Source organism: Oceanobacter antarcticus, assembly GCF_044962685.1.
Classification (GTDB): Bacteria; Pseudomonadota; Gammaproteobacteria; order Pseudomonadales; family Oceanobacteraceae; genus Oceanobacter; species Oceanobacter antarcticus.
Window position 1 is genome coordinate 1 of record NZ_JBBKTX010000042.1, and the last position, 18,323, is coordinate 18,323.

The 18,323-nt window shown below is 50.8% G+C and carries 15 protein-coding genes; 10 read left to right on the forward strand and 5 right to left on the reverse strand.

From position 1 onward, the window contains the following. Positions 1–550: 550 nt before the first annotated feature. The 10 genes from WG929_RS20400 (at position 551) to WG929_RS20445 (ending at position 15,083) form a co-directional block, all read left to right on the forward strand. Positions 551–898, forward strand: coding sequence for a hypothetical protein (locus tag WG929_RS20400; RefSeq protein ID WP_416207532.1), 348 nt, complete (start codon positions 551–553; stop codon positions 896–898). A gap of 108 nt (positions 899–1,006) precedes the next feature. Then, the gene (locus tag WG929_RS20405) at positions 1,007–1,588 is read left to right on the forward strand and encodes a KwaA family protein (RefSeq protein ID WP_416207533.1); all 582 of its coding nucleotides are present in this window, start codon (positions 1,007–1,009) and stop codon (positions 1,586–1,588) included. Continuing rightward, on the forward strand, positions 1,585–2,496 hold the full coding sequence (locus WG929_RS20410; protein ID WP_416207534.1) for a Kiwa anti-phage protein KwaB-like domain-containing protein: 912 nt from the start codon (positions 1,585–1,587) through the stop codon (positions 2,494–2,496). Before WG929_RS20405 ends, WG929_RS20410 begins: the two co-directional genes overlap by 4 nt. Before the next feature lie 669 nt (positions 2,497–3,165). Next, positions 3,166–4,665 (forward strand): DUF3375 domain-containing protein, encoded by a 1,500-nt coding sequence (locus WG929_RS20415; RefSeq protein ID WP_416207535.1) that lies wholly within the window; start codon positions 3,166–3,168, stop codon positions 4,663–4,665. Positions 4,666–4,667: 2 nt separating this feature from the next. After that, positions 4,668–5,411, forward strand: a complete 744-nt coding sequence (locus tag WG929_RS20420) for a DUF4194 domain-containing protein (protein ID WP_416207536.1) — start codon at positions 4,668–4,670, stop codon at positions 5,409–5,411. 5 nt (positions 5,412–5,416) lie between these two features. Then, positions 5,417–8,761, forward strand: coding sequence for an ATP-binding protein (locus WG929_RS20425; RefSeq protein WP_416207537.1), 3,345 nt, complete (start codon positions 5,417–5,419; stop codon positions 8,759–8,761). Then, complete coding sequence (locus tag WG929_RS20430) at positions 8,742–9,911, forward strand: DUF3322 domain-containing protein (RefSeq protein WP_416207538.1); 1,170 nt, start codon at positions 8,742–8,744, stop codon at positions 9,909–9,911. Before WG929_RS20425 ends, WG929_RS20430 begins: the two co-directional genes overlap by 20 nt. Positions 9,912–10,293: 382 nt before the next feature. After that, a protein-coding gene (gene prfB, locus WG929_RS20435) for a peptide chain release factor 2 (protein ID WP_416207539.1) occupies positions 10,294–11,389 on the forward strand; the annotation gives its coding sequence in 2 pieces (ribosomal slippage) (positions 10,294–10,365 and positions 10,367–11,389; 1,095 coding nt in all). 167 nt (positions 11,390–11,556) lie between these two features. Next, positions 11,557–13,077, forward strand: coding sequence for a lysine--tRNA ligase (gene lysS, locus WG929_RS20440; protein ID WP_416207540.1), 1,521 nt, complete (start codon positions 11,557–11,559; stop codon positions 13,075–13,077). An 83-nt stretch (positions 13,078–13,160) separates the two neighbouring features. Next, the gene (locus WG929_RS20445) at positions 13,161–15,083 is read left to right on the forward strand and encodes a YecA family protein (RefSeq protein WP_416207541.1); all 1,923 of its coding nucleotides are present in this window, start codon (positions 13,161–13,163) and stop codon (positions 15,081–15,083) included. 205 nt (positions 15,084–15,288) lie between these two features. Here the strand turns inward: WG929_RS20445 and WG929_RS20450 are convergent, their stop codons facing one another. The 5 genes from WG929_RS20450 to WG929_RS20470 form a co-directional block, all read right to left on the reverse strand. Further along, positions 15,289–15,648, reverse strand: a complete 360-nt coding sequence (locus WG929_RS20450) for a hypothetical protein (RefSeq protein ID WP_416207542.1) — start codon at positions 15,646–15,648, stop codon at positions 15,289–15,291. Between the two features lie 17 nt (positions 15,649–15,665). Further along, complete coding sequence (locus tag WG929_RS20455) at positions 15,666–16,091, reverse strand: roadblock/LC7 domain-containing protein (protein WP_416207543.1); 426 nt, start codon at positions 16,089–16,091, stop codon at positions 15,666–15,668. Continuing rightward, positions 16,084–16,620: a GTP-binding protein gene (locus WG929_RS20460; protein ID WP_416207544.1), complete on the reverse strand. Its 537-nt coding sequence runs from the start codon at positions 16,618–16,620 to the stop codon at positions 16,084–16,086. Before WG929_RS20460 ends, WG929_RS20455 begins: the two co-directional genes overlap by 8 nt. Next, a complete protein-coding gene (locus WG929_RS20465) occupies positions 16,617–17,711 on the reverse strand; it encodes a hypothetical protein (protein WP_416207545.1) in 1,095 nt (364 codons plus the stop codon). Before WG929_RS20465 ends, WG929_RS20460 begins: the two co-directional genes overlap by 4 nt. A 430-nt stretch (positions 17,712–18,141) precedes the next feature. Beyond that, a partial coding sequence (locus WG929_RS20470; RefSeq protein WP_416207546.1) for a transposase domain-containing protein occupies positions 18,142–18,323 on the reverse strand: 182 nt, incomplete at its 5' end.

Genomic DNA, 18,323 nt, shown 5'->3' on the forward strand with positions numbered 1-18,323 from the left:
GAGAGTGTTTGCCCAGTTGCCGTTATGCGAAACCGTGGAAGACATCGAAAAACTGCTGCCTGAGAATATGAAAGCGGCCGTTATTTAAATCGGTAGATGGGGTTGTTTGAGCGTTTACCTTGATCCAGTAGAGGTAAGTTTTTTCTGTTCGAAGGCGGTATCCATTCAACCTCATGAAACGAGAGATCTGGTTCAAAAACGACTTTTACCCATGGTTCTACTCCTCCTGAAGTATCTGTATGGATGAACAGTATCATCAAATAGAAGAGAAAATACATGCTCGTATTTCCAGAGAGGTTGCGCATTTTTTCGGTTGCTGTTAGCGTAACCCCATGAAGTCCAATGGTTTTGCGCTTTTGGCGCAGAATTAATGCGCACGTTAAAACAGAAAAATGCGCATGCGTGTTTTTCCAGGGAAGAGAGTTCAGTGAAAACGGAAATCATCAGTCAATTCAAATACCTGCCCTCCTCTCGTAACAAATCGTGCCACCAGAAAAATGCGCATGCGCATGAATAAACTGTTAGATTCACAAATGGCACGGATCAGCTAATGAGAAAAAACTATCTTGTACTTCTCGCCACTCTGTTGGTTCTGGGTTGTGAAAGTGAACCACCGATTGTTGGATCAATGAGCAAAAGTTCGGTGTGTAGCACTGCCGGCTATCTCATTCGCCAAGAGCTTGGCAAAAACTTCAGAACCATTAGCCAGAAGTGCGTGGTCAAAAACACTGGCGGCGACAATGTCGAAATCGAATCGGGCTATGTATCTCCTATCAATCCCACGCCATTCAGGTATACGGCACAGGGGCATGTGCGCGGAAACAATTTGGTTCTTCAGCGAATTCGGGTTCACGGCATCGATGAAGAATACGTGCCATTCACAAGCCTTGGTGGGTGAAGAATCTAACAAGGCGGTCAAGCGCATGCCTTCGGCATTGTTGCGCGAGCAGCCGCTCCATGCTGGCCGCCGCTTACCTTGGCGTTAGATGAATGACTAGGTAACTCCATGCAATTTCGAATCGTTCCTGCATTCCTTGTTTTTTTAGGGTCATATTTTCCCCTCGCTATAATTTTAGCTCTACAAGATATTAAATCAGAGTATTGGGGGATGGACTTATGCTGGAATCTGAAAGATTGCGTCATTCCCAATGGGCATCACCCTTACCTCTCTTTTTCTGTTGTTGTAATAACTTTCTTGTGTTTCCTGATAACTGTTCAGGTTTTGCGAGGCCTGCGTTATAAGTATCCCGTGACCATAGTTGGTTTGAAATCTATACCAAGTGAGTTAATCAGCTATAGCTTTCCTTATATAGTGTCATTCATGGGTGTTGATTATGGCTCTGCCGGAAAAATTGCTGGATTAGCTGTGTTCTTATTATGGCTATTTCTGATTACGTATCGAGCAGGGTACATAATAATGAATCCTATTCTCTTGATTCTTGGTTGGAACTTATATGAAGCAGAAGTTGAGATAAGTGGACATAAGAGAACCGTAAAACTACTTTGCAGAAATGACCCGACACCTGGTAAATATCTCTGTCAGGAGGTTCAGGGAAGCTACATAAGTACAGGAGAAAAACAACAGTGACAGACTTTAGTGATTGGCGGGCGCTGGACTATGATGCTTCAACGGTTCAGCTTTGGGTATTTAAGAAAAGTACAACTGCTGCAAAGTTTCGGGCATGGCATGTCAGAACCGACGAAGAGGTTGAAAACCTATTTCGCAATGCTATTAAATCAGAAGTTTCGAGGATTACCGAGAAAGTTACATATAGCCACCTGTCCCAAAACAATGAGAATAGTTGCCTGGAGCATTCGCTAGAGGACAGTGACGGACTTATAGCTTTACTGCAAGCGGTGGATGTTCCAGAAACTGAAAATACAGACGCCCAACTCAAACAATTAAAGGGCGCAGTAGGGTATTTGGTTAAATTTCAGTCTGGGGAGCAAACTGTTTACGCCGTTAGAAAAACCGCACCATCATGGAAGCCGACCGTCAGAAACAAGCTTATTAACGCAATTTTCGTTAACGGAGAATTGTCTGCTGTTCCAGATGAGTCATTTACCTTTGATTCATATTTTGATTTTTATTGCCTCAACGAAACAATATTTGTTGCGTCCAAGCGAGCTTATGAAAGCACAGTGGCTGATAAAAAGGCATACAAGCAAAGTTTTGATGATTTAACCGTTGACCCTGAGTTTCTGTCTGTTTTTTCTGATGTTGAGCCACTTAAAAAATATGTGGGTCAGAACTCAATGCAACTTAGACGAATGACTGTGATTCAACAAAAAGCTTTGTATCGATCCCCTGGATTCTCAGATCGAGTGAAACTTGTGAGCGAGGCTCGTAATTTGGGCATTAACTTTGATCAAGGTGGAAAAATAGCTGTGTGCCAAAATACAGCAAAAGTTGTAATTCAAGTTCTACTAGATCATAGGTTATTAAGTGAGGTTACAGAGACAATATATGATGTCCCCGATGCAGAAGCAGTTTGAAAAATCATCTAGCAAGTTGCAGCAGTTCGCCCCTACGGGGCCGGACGCTCGTACCTCGCGCCGCTGTGCAAAGCGTTAGGCAGCAAACTCAAGGAACGCATTATGTCTCAAATGGAATCATTATTTGAAGAGTGGAAGCGATTGGTAGATGAAGACACTACTGTCCGGTTAACCAAATCCCAGCCCCAACTGCTCCGTATCATCTGACAAATCCAGTGGTTTCCTGAACACCTCCATCAGTGGCATGCGTTGCATAAGTACCGATTTCAGCCGGATCGACACCTCCCCCAAACGCCTTTCAGGGGCCACGCCTGCTGGACAACTAGGGTGACAGAGCGGGATCTCATCAACTATGCTGACAGCGGGGAGGGTATTGAGCAATATGGACTCTGATCCAGTTTGTGGTTATCGGGCCGTTGTGTTTTATCCTGGGTGTACTGTTGTTGATGATGGCATTCAGACTGTTGGTTGTGGCGTTGCCTTTTTTGCTGGTGGTCGGTTTGGTGATTTGGGCGATGCGGCGGTAATATCACTCGCGATATCAGCATCGCGACACGCAGTAGACTGATTATAGCCGCCACCTTTGGGTGTGAATTTGCAACAGGTGATGTAATCCCCGGAAGTACCGGGCCATGGTGCCCGGAACAGAATCAGTAGCGGAAGCCGTCCATGAACTTCTCCCCCCAACAACGTACTCGCCAGTACATCCATGCGCGTCAGCAGCATCCTGCTTGGCGTTTGTTGGCGTCGCCACGTGCGCCTTTGGTTCTGGGGTGTTTAACCACGCTATTTGAGCATGCCCAGAACGGTATCGCGGAAGAGGATGCCTTGCAGGCTTTGTCGGAGATGCTGGCAGCGTATGCCGGGCAAGATGAGTTCGCTATTGATCCAGACAATACCCGTCAACAGGCGGGGCGCGAGTTACGGGAATGGATCAAGCGTGGGTTGGTGATTGAACGCGGTCAGCGTTTGTACGCCACCGATGCTCTGGCGACGGCGATTCAGTTTGTCGATTCCCTCGATAACCGTATCATGACATCGACGGCATCCCGTCTATCAGTCGTTCAGTCGCAAATAGAAAAACTCGAAACCGGGCTTAATCCCAATCCGGCCAGTCGTATTGCCTCGTTGCAGGGGCGTATAGCCCAATTGCAGCAGGAGCTGGCCGCTGCGGAGGCGGGTGATATTCCGGTGTTGTCTAGCGTAGAGGCGATTGAAGGTATTCGTGAAATCTTTTCCTTGGCGACCGGGTTGAGTGCTGATTTTCGTCGGGTGGAAGATTCCTGGCGGGAGGCAGATCGGTTGTTGCGCCAGTCTATTATGGCTGAGGGTACCCATCGCGGCGTTGTGGTGGATCGGTTACTGGATGGTCAGGCGGCCTTGTTAAATACTCCAGAAGGTCGGGTATTTGATGGCTTTATTCAGCAATTGCGACAAACCATTGAGCTGGAGAATATGAATCACCGCATTCGTACCATTCTTGCTCATCCGGCAGCGCCTAAAGCACTGAACCGCAATCAGCTGACAGATCTGAAATGGTTGCGGCTGCGGTTGGCGCAGGAAAGTAAATTGGTGCTGCAGGCGCGCGCGCGCAGTGAACAGGATGTACGCGGTTTTCTAAAAAGTGGCCTGGCGGCCGAGCACCATAAAGTCGGTCAGATACTGACAGAAATTATGAAAGCTGCGCTGGATATTGATTGGCAACGGCAAAAAGTCCGGCGCGCCGAGTCGCCGTTACCGCCGCTGGGGTTTGCGCTGGCCAATGTGCCGCTGGTGGAGCGGTTACGCTTTAAAAACCTGGAGAACCCGGCGGAGCAAACACTGGATTTTACCGCCGCAGAGGCCAATCTGGGTGATCTCGACGAGGAGTTCTGGGCGGCCTTGGACGGGCTGGATCGCGACGTGGTGATTGCTGAAACCCTGGCGGTATTGGCAGCTGCCGGGCGGCCGTTAAGCTTGGTGGAGCTGGCGGAGCAATTACCGCCCACTCACGACCTGGAAACTTTTGCCTTGTGGATCGGAATGGCCCGTGAAGCGGGTATTGATATAACCGGGAACCACACCGAATCACTGGAATTGACAGATGCTGAGCACCGGCGCTGGGCCTTCAGTCTGCCGTTGTTGTCACTGGATGCGGCCGCGTTTGCTGGCATGGACTGGGAATTCTGAATATGACCAGTATCTTTGATGAACCGACGGCGCAGCCACCAGAAAAACCGCCGCACTTGTCTGAAAAATCGTCTGAAAATAATCATGCTGAGGGCAGTATTCCCCAAGTTATCGCTCCTGATGTTGGCGTTGCTGGCGTTGGACGTACCGACCGCCGCTTGCGCGACACCGCTCAGCAGCTGTTGAATACCGGTTTGCTGGAGCAAACGCTGAAACCCAATGTGTATCGGGTAGCGGTGGTGAATCTGGAAGCCATCAACGCCATTCTGGAACCACTGGATTTACAAGCTCAGGTGGATGACATTCGCGGGTTGGTGTTCCTGAAAGTGGTGGCGGCTGAAAAGACCGAGGAGCAAGACGACTGGTCGCACCCGCTGGTGCGCAAGCAACGGCTGACGCTGGAGCAATCACTGTTGGTGGCGATATTGCGGCAGTATTTTGTTAACTACGAGCAGGATTCCGGTGTGGGTGCGGCGGACGCCGTGGTGGCGATTGATGAACTGGTGCCACAGTTGCAGCTGTATCTGGGCGACAGTGGCAGTGAATCGAAAGAACGCAATCGCATGATTACCTTGTTGGATCAGCTCAAAGGACATGGGCTGGTCACCGCCCCGGACAGCCACGACCGGGTGACTATTCGTCCTGTCATTGCTCATTTGGCCAACCCGGAAAACCTGCAAGCATTGCTGAACGGTCTGCGTGAGCAGGCCGATGGTCAGCCTGATGATTCGGCGCGGGAGGAATAACCGTAATGCCAGCTCAGGAAGAGATGTTCGGGTGCGAGCCCACCTACCGTCTGCAACAACTGGAAATCTTTAATTGGGGTGGTTTTGGCGGCCCGCACAGTGCCGAGATTGATGCCGAAGGTACCGCGATTGTTGGGCCAACCGGCAGTGGTAAAACCACTCTGGTGGATGCCTTGATGACACTGCTGACAGCCAACCCCAAATACAACCTGGCATCGACGGGAGGTCACGAAAGCGACCGTGATTTGGTCTCGTATGTGCGCGGGGTCTCTGGCCCTGGGGATGGCGGTGCAGGCCAGGCGCATATCGCTCGATCCGGCAAAACCGTCACCGGTATTTGTGCCATCTTGTCGAATGGTCAGGACGTGGCTCGCCTGGGCGCGTTGCTATGGTTTGACGACATCAGCTCGACCCCGTCTGATTTGAAAAAACTCTGGTTTTTTACCACCGCAGCTGAACAGACCTTGCAGTACTGGCTGGAAGTGCATCAGGAAGGCGGTATGCGAGCGCTGCGGAAACTGGAAAAAACCACCACAGGGTTGTGGAATTACCCGGCTAAAAAAGGCTATCTGGCCAGAGTTCGGGATTTTTTCGAAGTGCGCGAGAACGCTTTTAACTTGCTGAATCGGGCGGCTGGTCTGAAGCAACTGAACAGTATTGATGATATTTTCCGCGAGCTGGTACTGGACGATTCATCCCAGTTTGAGCGGGCGTTAGAAGTGGCCGACAGCTTCGATGACCTGACGGCCATTCATGAAGAGCTGGAAGTGGCCCGGCGACAGCAACGCTCACTGGAGCCGGTCAAAGCCCACTGGGAAAAATATCAGCTGATTGATGGCCAACTGATGGAGCAACGGCAACTGGCTGATATTTTGCCCATCTGGTTTGGGGAGCAGGCGTATCGGCTCTGGAAAGCGGAGTGTGTTCGCCTGGTGACGGAGGTTCAAAGCGCCGAGGCAGGCTGTGTCGATGCGGAAGAAAGTGTCCAGGCGCAACAGCGCAGCTGCGATGCCCTGCGTGAGCAGTACTTGCAGTTGGGTGGCCATAATATTCGTAATCTGGAAGAACTGATTCACGAGAAACAGAACAATCTGGATCGTTGTGACCAGAACGCCCGCCACTATCAACGTATGAGTCGTAATCTGGGGTTGGACGATAGCCTGAGCCGTGCCGCGTTAACGGATAACCAGCGTGTGATAGCCGAGGGTATCGAAGTGCTTGGCCACACGCTTGAGCAGGCTAGTGAAGCCAGCTTTCAGCTGGGTGCCGCCGCCCAGGCAATTCGCTCGAATATTCAGCAACTGGAGGCTGAAATAACCGCGATCCAGCAGCGGCCCGGTTCTAATATCCCGGCCAAATTCCATACTTTCAGGGCGCTATTGGCCGATGAACTGGGTCTGCAGGAGGATGAATTGCCTTTTGTGGCTGAATTGGTGCAGATAAAAGAGCAGGAACGGGATTGGCGTGGCGCTATCGAGCGGGCGATTGGCAGTCACCGCTTGCGTATTCTGGTGCCACCGGAACAGGCCGCAGCGGCGCTGCGCTGGGTCAATCAGCGTAATAACCAGCTGCATGTACGTATTCTTGAAGTTAAGCAGCCTAGCCAAACCGCACGTTTTATGGACGATGGTTTTACCCAAAAACTGGATTACAAACCGCATCCTTATCGGGAAGCTGTCAAACACCTGTTAGCTGGGTTTGACCTGCACTGCGTCAACAGCCCGGACGATTTGCGACGTACCGAACATGCCATCACCAAGCAAGGGTTAACCTCTGGCAAGGCTCGGTTTTTCGACAAACAGGATCAAAAGCGGCTGGATCAGGACTGGCAAACGGGCTTCGACAATCAGGATCGTTTGAACAGTGTCCAGCAGCAACGTCAGCAAGTTCAGGTCACCTTGAAACAACAGACTGCAGACGTTGAACGGGCAAAAGCGACGGTAGCTGAGTTGACGCACCGACAGATGTTGTCGCAGCAGCTGCTGGATATCCAGTTCGATCTGATAAATACCGAACAGGCGCAGCGCGAACTGTCTCATGTGCAAGAACAGTTGGTACGACTAACAGCCCCCGATTCCGACGTCACGGCGGCCAAAACAGCGTATGAGCTAGCCAACCAGCAGCTGAAACAACTGGATGATGAACGGATTCTGCGGAACCGCCAGAGCGAAGGTTGGCAACAACAACTGAAGAACGCTGAAACGCAAAAATCCCGAGTCTGGCGTCGGGCCGAAGCCGGATTGCTGGAATCCCAGCGTCAGTTAGCCGCTAGCCGGTTCGCTGCTATTGCGGCAGCGTTCAGCCTGGCTCGGTTGGCAGAGCTGGATGAGCTGGAACACACCGCAGCCAAGGCATTGCAACAGCAACTCGATACGCTGGCCAAGCAGCACGCCAATGTGGTGAACGAGTTGACCCGAGCCATGGTCAAGGCCAAAACAGAAGACCGGGGTGCACTGGCAGAAACCGGCAGCGAGCTGATTGATGTACCGGACTATTTGCAGCGTTTGCAGCTACTTACAGAAGAGGCGTTGCCAGAGAAGCAAAACCGCTTCAAAGAATATCTGAACCGTTCCTCTGACGATGGTGTCACCCAGTTGCTAATGTCGGTAGAGGCCGAAGTAGAACGTATCGAAGACAAGCTGGAAGAAGTTAACAGCACCTTGCGGCGTGTGGATTTTCAAGCCGGACGTTATCTGCAACTGGTGGCAGGCAAGGTGGTACATGAAAGTCTGAAAACTTTTAATCGGGCCATTGCCACGCTGCGATCGGCCCGCTTTGTCGAAGACGACGGCGAAAGCCAGTACAAAGCGCTGCGCGGCATTATTGCGCTGTTGCGGGATGCCTGTGAACGTCAGCGCACCCAACCCGCCAAGGCCTTGCTTGATCCGCGTTTCCGGCTCGAATTCAAGGTGTCAGTCATCGATCGGGCAACCGGCAGCGTGATGGAAACCCGCAGTGGCTCCCAGGGTGGCAGCGGTGGTGAAAAAGAAATTATTGCGTCGTACGTGTTAACGGCATCGCTGTCGTATGCGCTGTGCCCGGATGGCAGTAACCGGCCTCTGTTTGGCACCATCGTATTGGATGAGGCTTTTTCGCGCAGTTCCCATGTTGTGGCGGGGCGCATTATCGCTGCGCTAACGGAGTTTGGTTTACACGCGCTGTTTATTACTCCCAACAAGGAAATGCGGTTGTTACGCAATCACACGCGTTCGGCCATTGTGGTACACCGACGGGGGATGGCATCGACCTTGACCGCGCTGACTTGGCAGGAACTCGATATCGTGTATCAGCAGCGCAGCGTGCAACGTATTCGTCAGCCGGAAGATGCCAATGATGAAACTTCCAGCTGATCTGGCAGAAAAGCTGAGCAGGCAATGGCAACAGACCGAGCTTCGGCTTGAACGCTTGTTGTCAGAGGCGGCCTGGCCGGTTGAGTTGATGATTGGCAAACCTTCCGGTGAGCAGTTTGCCCGCCATACCGCTGAGGTGCGACAGCAAGTGCAGGCCTGGCAGGCTGTCACGATCGGAGAGGTCATTTTTACAGCGGTGAAATACCGGGCTGCGGCGGATGCGGTTGAACTGCCGTTGTGCTGGCGCTTGCACACACCAACCGAATGGGTCGCTGCCACTGAGAATGAACAGGTGCAGCAAGAGTTCCGGATATTGGAGCAGCTGGTTTTTAGCGGTCGTGTGCGTCAGGTGTACCACGCCGCCTTGATTCGTGAGCGCTCGCTGTGGCGCAATAAACCAGTTGAGGACGTGATCACCACCGCTTCTCTGGCTGATTCACTGTCGCCCGGTGCAGCGCAAGGCAGGCCTCTGCGTCTGATGGCAGGGTTTGGGGTGGATACTAAATTTATGGAGCGTAACGCCAAGCTACTGCAACGACTACTGGACGAGCGTTATAACGGCACCGCCAGCGAGCAGGGGCTACACGCTTTTTTGGATGCAGCGGTTGAGTCCGACCATTGGTTGCTGGTGAAACCTCTGGCCAGCGGGTTGTTGCCCTTTCAGCGGCTCAGGCTGAGCACCCGTGAACTGGCTGATACCCCCTTGCCTTGCCGTCGTATTTTGGTGATCGAAAACGAACGCTGTGAACACTTGTTACCGGAGCTGGATGCCATTGCGATTCTGGGGGCAGGCCTGGATCTGGGCTGGCTGGCGTCGCCGGTCTTTGACGGTAAACAGATTCTCTATTGGGGTGATATGGACAGCTGGGGCTTAACCATGCTGGCGCGCGCCCGACAGCTGCGCCCGGCAATAGACTCGGTACTGATGGATCAGGCCACGTTCGAAGCATTCCATGTTGGTGCTGCCGTGGTAGAACCGGCTCCAGCAGGAGAGCAAATTCCAAATGGGCTAACGACAGCAGAACAGCAGTTTTATTTGTACTTGCTCAACAGCCCGAAAGGTCGGTTGGAACAGGAGTTTGTACCTGCATCACGGGTCGCCGACGCATTAAATAACTGGATAAAGCACCAACTGACCAACAACAGGTAGGGACGAGCACCGTCTCTGTCCGGAACGAGCACCGTCTCTGTCCGAAATACCAATGCCACGCACGGGCGGTTCGGCGGCCACGCACGGAGGCGGTTCGGCGGCCACGCACGGAGGCGGTTCGGCGGCCACGCACGGAGGCGGGCCCTACGGGGTCGCGGCCACAGGTAGGGACGAGCACCGTCTCTGTCCGGAACGAGCACCGTCTCTGTCCGAAATACCAATGCCACGCACGGGAGGTTCGGCGGCCACGCAACGGTGAACCTGCCTGTCGTCGTGGCTGTCTGTTATAAATTTCTGTAGAATATCGGCCTCTTTTTTGTTCTTTCATCGTTACGGTGGGGGACAACCGACTTACAGACCAGTGACACAGACAGGTATCCCTTTGGAAATCAATCCAATCATCGAAACGATCAAAGACCTCACGGCGCGCACCGACGTGCTTAGGGGGTATCTTTGACTATGCCAACAAGACTGAACGGCTGGAAGAAGTAGAGCAGGAACTGGCTCAACCCGACGTTTGGAATGACGCTGCCCGCGCTCAGGAGCTGGGTAAGGAACGTTCCGCGCTGGAAGTGGTGGTCAAGACCATCGACACCCTTGATACCGGCCTTGCAGACCTGAAAGACTTGCTCGATATGGCCGCTGAGGAAAACGACGAAGAGGCGGTCGCTGAAGTTGAGTCTGAACTGGCCGACCTGCGGCAACAACTGGAGGCGCTGGAATTCCGTCGTATGTTCTCCGGTGAGCTGGATGCCAACAATGCTTACGTGGAAATCCAGTCCGGCTCGGGTGGTACAGAAGCCCAGGACTGGGCCAATATGATGTTGCGGATGTATTTGCGCTGGATTGAAGCTCATGGTTTCAAGGGTGAGTTGATGGAAGTATCCGATGGCGAAGTGGCCGGTATCAAGGGCGCGACCATCCGGGTTGAAGGCGAGTACGCTTATGGCTGGCTACGTACCGAGACTGGCGTTCACCGGCTGGTGCGCAAGAGCCCGTTTGATTCCGGCAACCGTCGGCATACCTCGTTCTCTTCTGTGTTTGTATCACCGGAAGTGGATGACGATATCGATATCGAGATTAATCCGTCGGATCTGCGCATCGACGTTTACCGGGCTTCCGGTGCCGGTGGTCAGCACGTTAACCGGACGGAATCCGCAGTGCGTATTACTCACTTGCCGACCAATATCGTGACCCAGTGTCAGAACGATCGCTCGCAGCACAAGAACAAAGACCAGGCCATGAAACAGTTGAAGGCCAAGTTGTACGAGTTCGAGCTGCAAAAACGTAATGCCGCTGCTCAGGTGCTGGAAGATTCCAAGTCGGATATCGGCTGGGGCAGCCAGATTCGCTCTTACGTGCTCGACGATGCCCGTATCAAGGATTTGCGCACCGGGGTCGAAACCCGCAATACGCAAGCGGTATTGGATGGCGGTCTGGATCAGTTTATTGAAGCGAGCCTGAAAAAGGGGCTGTGATGCTGGTAGGTGGCTTGGCCCGATTGCATGTCGGCGGCAAGCCGCTTCTACCACGCACAGAGACATAGTGTCTGACGTCTGTGTGTTGACGTCTGATCTGAAAACCATACATACAAGGTTCGACGTCTGACTTCGACGTCTGATCCTATACACAACCGGGTTAAACAATGACCGAACAGAATCAAACCGCCCAGGAAGAAAACAAGTTGATCGCCGAACGTCGCGTCAAGCTGGAACAGTTGCGTGAAGGTAGTCTGGCGAATGGCCACCCGAATGACTTCAAGCGTGAACATTTGGCGGGTGAATTAAAAGCCAAGCATGGCGAAAAAGACAAGACAACCCTGGCGGAAGAGCAGCACCCGGTCGTGGTTGCCGGTCGTGTGATGCGTCGTGGCGGCCCATTTGTCGGGATTCAGGACAGCAGCGGTTCGATCCAGTTTTACCTTGCCAAACCGAAGCAAAAAGAAAGCGAAGCGTGGCAGCTGCTGGACATCGGCGATATTGTCGGCGTGGCGGGCACCTTGCAGAAATCCGGCAAGGGCGATTTGTACGTTGAAATTGATGACATTACCAACCTGCGCATCCTGACCAAGTCCTTGCGGCCACTGCCAGACAAGTTTCATGGTCTGGGTGATCAGGAGATGAAATATCGTCAGCGTTATGTCGACCTGATCATCAATGAAGAAACTCGCAACACGTTTCTGATGCGTTCAAAAATCATTGAAGGCATTCGCTACTTCTTGTCCCAGCGCGGTTTTATGGAAGTGGAAACCCCCATGCTGCAAAGCATTCCGGGTGGCGCAACGGCCAAACCCTTTGAAACCCATCACAATGCCATGGGCATTGATATGTTCCTGCGGATCGCCCCAGAACTGTATCTGAAGCGGCTGGTGGTGGGCGGTTTCGACAAGGTGTTCGAGATCAACCGCAACTTCCGTAACGAAGGCACCAGCACCCGCCATAATCCTGAATTCACCATGATCGAGTTTTATCAGGCCTATGCGGATTACCGCGACCTGATGGACATTACCGAAGCCATGTTGAAATTTATTGCCGAATCGGTGCTGGGCAACACTACCATTGAATATGGCGAATCAACCTACGACTTTGCTGCGCCGTTCCAGCGTATGACCATGGTTGATGCGATTCTGAAGTACAACCCTGCAATGGACGCCGATGTACTGAATCATGCCGAAGCCCATATCGACACGCTGAAGCAGTACGCGCAACAGGTCGGTATTAAAGATTCGCCCAAGCAGGCCGCTTGGGGGGCGGGCAAGTACATTTGTGAAATCTTTGAAGCAACCGCCGAAGAGCAATTGGATCAGCCCACCTTTATTACTGAATACCCGTGGGAAGTATCACCGCTGGCGCGTCGTAACGATGCCAACCCGTTTGTGACCGACCGTTTTGAATTCTTTGTCGGCGGGCGTGAACTGGCCAACGGTTTCTCCGAGTTAAACGACGCGGAAGACCAGGCGGCCCGCTTCCGCAAGCAGGTCGAAGAGAAAGACGCTGGTGACGACGAGGCGATGCACTACGATGCCGATTATATCAACGCGTTGGAATACGGCATGCCGCCAACCGCAGGTGAAGGGATCGGCATTGACCGTCTGGTAATGCTGTTTACCAACTCACACACCATTAAGGATGTGATTCTGTTCCCGCATATGAAGCCGCTGGCGTAATTCGGTTTCACTGTTTTTGTTTTGCATTTTGGTACGCACCCGAACTGCTCCAGGGCAGTTCAGCCTGTTTCTGGATCAGTAATATGAACAATAACTCGCAGACGGTGGCGTGGATGGCTGAAGCCCTGTCTGACGCACTACTCCATGATAATCTTGATCATTTTCTGACACTGTTCAGAAAGACGATGGCGGTACCGACCGCTGACTTCAAGTCGGATACATTGGGGCAGTACCTGTTTCAGTTACTGCCCAAATCCTCGAATCAGTTTGTTTTGGTGGCTCCGGCTTTTCCGGGGCGCAATGATCCCTGTTTCTGTGGCTCGGGCAAAAAGCTCAAAAAATGCTGTGTCGCGCTGAGTGATTTTCCGCTACCTGTACCTGCCGATCTATTCTTGCTGGCCTTGTCAGCAATGAATAACCAGCAGTTGTTGGCGTTGGCGGAAAAGCCAGGCTGGACAGCCGCCGCTGCCGCTCTGTTCTGTGAACATGCGATGACGGAAATGGCATTCGACGCCGTGGTGACGGTCGGGCGTTATCTGACCAGCGAACCCGCAAAACTCAGAAACGAGCATCAGGAGCTGGTGAGTACCTTGTTCGATGCGTTGCTTGAAGTGCAGCTGGATGACGAACGATTTGCTTTGATGCAGCAACTGACCGAATGCAAACGCGCACCGTCGGTACAGTCTGTTGCCTATCAGCGTCTGGCTATGTTTGTATTTGAACAAGGGCAGGCAGCAGAAGCCCGGCAATATTTGCAGCAGGCGATGCGTCTGGATCCTGACCAGTACGAATTGCCAATGACGGAACTGACCATATTGTGCGCTGTTGCCGAAGATGCGGAAGTACGCGCCAGAGCCAAATTCTGGCAAGCCCGATTGCAGAAAAAGTATCAACAGGGCACCCCGATTCTGGAGTTCGTCAATCAAGTGGTGAAGGAAGGCAAGGCGCTTTATCTTCAACAACTCGATAGGATCGAAAACCCGTTAGATGCGCGCGAAGAGACTGCGGCTTTAGCGTTGGCCGATCCGTATATTGTGAATGTCGAAAAGGTACTCTCGCTGTTTGAGAAGTCTGAAAATACCTTTACCGGGTATGTGTGTGACTTCAAGGTCGTTAAAGGCGAGGCGTCACGAATTCTGAAAGCGGAATACCGTCAAGACTATAAGGCATGGATACAGCAGCTGGGCTTGATGGAACAAGACTGTCTCTCTCAGGCTCAGCGCCAAGAGCGAATGTTAGGTGACGACCATTTCCGGGAAATGGCCGATGACATGCGTTGGTTGCTGCCAGATACTCGCTGGATCGACATATTACGTCAGGCCCCAGCCTTGCTGAATCATATTGAGGTGATTCAGCGGTTGACAGATATGGCGCAGCCGCTGCCTTATCCAGAAGCAGACGACACTGCCGACAGCCCTAACCAGCTCAGTTGTTTTGGTATATTCAGAATGATATTGGGGTTCAAGCGTCGGGAAGTGTTAATGAATATCTGTTTATCCTTACCCGCTGAGCTGACGTTACCTGGGCGTTTAAAGGCCAATCAGCCGTTTTGGGATCTGGCATACGACTACTACCTGGATTGTTGCGAGCACGTTGACGGTGATGTGGATAATGAAGATATGCTGGAACAACTGGTTGCACGAGAGCCAGCCACGCCAGTGTGGTTGCAAGAAGCGCTGGCACTGGTTTACCTGAAACAGCAGAAAAGTGAACAGCTGGTGGCGCTGGTACGGGGATGTCGACGCACCTCGGTGGCGTCTATCCTGATGCAGGCTTATGCTCTTCAGTTACAGCAACAGCCACAAGACGCGCTGGTCTGTATTCAACAATTGTTAGTGCGCAATCGCAAGTTTTTACGCCAGCTCAAGATGGCGCTGGCAGAGACAAGCCTGAGTCCGTTGGAAAATACAACGCTGGTAACCTTTGGCCAGATACTGCTGGAAGGCAACGACAATCAGGCTGTGGTGGGTTGCCGTCAGTGGCTGTTGAGGCATCTGCCGAGCTGATGTTGTAATGGACAGCCAGAGTTAGGGACGGGGCGCTGCCCCCGTCCCTTGCGGGACTTTGTCATGGTGGATATGTTGTGGACGACCGAAGTGGGCCGTCCTCTTTTCACTCGATTGATTGTGGCTGTTGAGTTGATTATGACAGCGCTAGAGCGTGAGTTCCGCCACTTTTTATCGGACGTCAGATGGTGGCTATTGCGATCAATCACAACGTAATAGTCTCCTCCAATGTCTGCAAGGCACGACGCGCCAGGGCAAGGTTAGCCTTGCCGGAATCCAGGACGTAATAAATAAACAGACCTCGATCCGTATCCATTGGGCGAATCAGATGATACTGATTGGTTAGAGTGATCAGAATATCTTCAATTTGCTGATCCAGCTGCAGCATTTCGATGGTTTTTATCTTTGCACGAACGACCTCTGTATTGCCCGCCGCGGCAATTTCCAAATCGAGTCCTGTGCCGGATGAACCAAGCATCATTCCGCTATTATAATCAACCAATGCTGCTGCCATGGCACCGTTTACAGACATTAAGGGAGCAAGTTTGTTTTCAATGGTAGTCATTATTTCGTTTCTCTCATTTATGAATTAAACAATTTCACAATATCTTTGATCTCGCCAGAGGCTTTTTTTAGTGTCCAGAGGGCGAGGCCATGGGTCGCGTGTTGTTGAAATACGCCGAGTAGAACAGCATCCAGAGTGTCGGTTTTTATAAGGCGACAGCCCAGGAATCCATCTTTGCTTTCGATAATGTTCCCTTCAACTCCTTCCAAGTGGGTTTCAGCGGCAAGACCTGATCCAATGCCGGCAAATGATGCCGCCATCGCAGCAAGGCGTTTGGGGTCTGTCTGACTATCGATGGGCACTGTATGCGATATGACATATCCATCGGATGTAGATAGAATCATATAACTCAGATTTTCTGTCCGCTGTGTAATAGCGAACAAAGATTCATGGCACCGGGCTATTAAAGTATTGGAATTCAACGGGTTGGTCGGATTATTCATCAAGAAAAACCTCTGATTCTGCGTTGGCAATCAAGGCTTCCAGAAGCAGTAAAATATCGTCTCGATTGCGGGGATCTGCGTTGAATACGGGGGCGAAAATATTCTCTTCCAATAGCGTTGAAAAGCATTCCTCTGTGTCATTGATCTGGTTCCGATTGAGAGCTATGGCGATTCGACCCGTACTGGCTAGTTGATTAAATGCCTCCATAAATACCAAGAGTTGTTGTTTCCAATTTATCTGGCTGCAATCGAGCAATAAAATTGCACCTAATGCGCCCTTGGCTATAATTGGCCATACAAAACGAAAATGATCCTGACCAGGAATGCCATACAGATTTATGTTTTCATCGTTGTTAAGCAAAATGCGTCCATAATCCATAGCGACCGTTGTAGTAGCTTTATTGACCAGTTTCTTGTTAGAGTTTTTTGCTTCCGTTGTAACTGGTGGGTCATCACTAATAGTAGTAATCGCTGTACTTTTACCAGCTCCCATTGGGCCAATAAAGATAATTTTGTTTTCTCTATTCATATGTGAAAAACCAACCCGAGTTTTTTGCGTAGATTAATTAAAAGATTTGTGTGTGCCGTTTTATGAGTAAAGGGGTTGGTATGTGGATCAGTGGCTGTAACTACAGTATTGGTTGGAGATGATTTTTTACTTATAAGTCCTAATCGGGTAACGGCGCATGCATGTAAAAATGCAGCCACTTGTGAATCTGGCAATCCACTCAATTGAACACCGTTTTGCAATGAGGCAAATTTCTTCCCATAGAGCGCAGACAACTGAAACATGGAGGGTTCTGTATACCATTGCCCTAGTCTGGGCCATTGATGGATACGGAACACCGTGTCGTTGTTCCATTGAGTGATGTTTGGCACCGATTCCTTCCAGGCAAGTTCCCATAGGAGTTGTTCAATAGGGAATACATGGGCAAAGATAAAAATATTGTCTCTGGTGGAAGAAAGTAATAGCTCAGTGACTCGGAGTGATTTTGGAGAATCAAGTAAAGAAGACAATAGCTCACTCGAACTACTGTCGGAATAAACGGTAATCCGATTGTTGTGGCCGAGAGCAATGGCGGCTTCATGATGATTGACTTGAAATTCGAAATACTGATCTTGCCCCAGCTGGTGGGCTTTGTTAGCCAGCTGATCCGACACCTGGCTGTGGCTTGATTGAGTCGATTCGGGTAATAAAAAATCGCTATTGTCATGCTGGTTGTTAACGCTAGTAGAAATCTTGGGTGATTCTTTTTTCAAATCTTGGATATGGTGTAATTTCTTTGGGTGACCAGTTAATTTACCCTCTGCATTTCGGAGTAAATCGAGTAATCCAATGATGCGTAGTGGCCACTCGCAATGTAAATAACTAGAGTCGTTGGGGTTTGTTGGATTGCTTGCCATTACCGCCAGTAATCCCCAAGGGCATATTTCAACTTTTGCTTTGGATAATACCAGGTGGGCATCTAAGCCTTCACCATTATAGTGCCAGTTGATATTGGTTCTTCCGTGTAATATTCGTAATTGCTCATATATTATTCCTTGTTCATATGGGTTTAGTCCGAATGTTTTTACGACATAATTTTTCTCCAAAGGTGGGTCAAAGGAATTTTGAGCCATTTCTAATATCTCTGTTGGTTCTATCGTTTCAGGCTGGTTGACTGTTTAATTATGGTATCGATGATTTCTGGTTTAATCAATATTGGTTATAAACGGCCGGAATGTAATGTCATTTTCTGGATATTGATAATGGTGGGTTTGTCGTGTGATGGTTGTTTGAGCGTGCTTTGTTGGTATATTGTCTTTTTGTTTGTTTTATTGCCTATCCGTTTGCCAGAGTGTCTGACAATTTGACTGGCGTGTGATTTTTATTTTAAGCTCACGAGGGATGTTGTGGAGATCTGTTGCCAATGGTGAAAAGTCGAATGTAATTAAATGGTTACGGCGGATAGCATGGATTTTAGTTGGTGGCTTTTGAACTGGAATGCAGGTTTTTATCAAATTAATTTGGCGTTGAATTGTAAACGCTCAAACAACCCCATCTACCGATTTAAATAACGGCCGCTTTCATATTCTCAGGCAGCAGTTTTTCGATGTCTTCCACGGTTTCACATAACGGCAACTGGGCAAACACTCTCCGTAAATACGCGTAAGGCTCCAGGTCGTTCGCTTTGGCGGTTTCTATCAGGCTGTACATCATGGCGCTGGCTTTTGCGCCACGCTGACTGTCAC

Coding starts and splice junctions, on each gene's coding strand:
- WG929_RS20400 (WP_416207532.1), top strand. CDS start 551: ATGAGAAAAAACTATCTTGTACTTCTCGCCACTCTGTTGGTTCTGGGT.
- WG929_RS20405 (WP_416207533.1), top strand. CDS start 1,007: ATGCAATTTCGAATCGTTCCTGCATTCCTTGTTTTTTTAGGGTCATAT.
- WG929_RS20415 (WP_416207535.1), top strand. CDS start 3,166: ATGAACTTCTCCCCCCAACAACGTACTCGCCAGTACATCCATGCGCGT.
- WG929_RS20420 (WP_416207536.1), top strand. CDS start 4,668: ATGACCAGTATCTTTGATGAACCGACGGCGCAGCCACCAGAAAAACCG.
- WG929_RS20425 (WP_416207537.1), top strand. CDS start 5,417: ATGCCAGCTCAGGAAGAGATGTTCGGGTGCGAGCCCACCTACCGTCTG.
- WG929_RS20430 (WP_416207538.1), top strand. CDS start 8,742: ATGATGAAACTTCCAGCTGATCTGGCAGAAAAGCTGAGCAGGCAATGG.
- lysS (WP_416207540.1), top strand. CDS start 11,557: ATGACCGAACAGAATCAAACCGCCCAGGAAGAAAACAAGTTGATCGCC.
- WG929_RS20445 (WP_416207541.1), top strand. CDS start 13,161: ATGAACAATAACTCGCAGACGGTGGCGTGGATGGCTGAAGCCCTGTCT.
- WG929_RS20450 (WP_416207542.1), bottom strand. CDS start 15,648: ATGACTACCATTGAAAACAAACTTGCTCCCTTAATGTCTGTAAACGGT.
- WG929_RS20455 (WP_416207543.1), bottom strand. CDS start 16,091: ATGAATAATCCGACCAACCCGTTGAATTCCAATACTTTAATAGCCCGG.
- WG929_RS20460 (WP_416207544.1), bottom strand. CDS start 16,620: ATGAATAGAGAAAACAAAATTATCTTTATTGGCCCAATGGGAGCTGGT.
- WG929_RS20465 (WP_416207545.1), bottom strand. CDS start 17,711: ATGGCTCAAAATTCCTTTGACCCACCTTTGGAGAAAAATTATGTCGTA.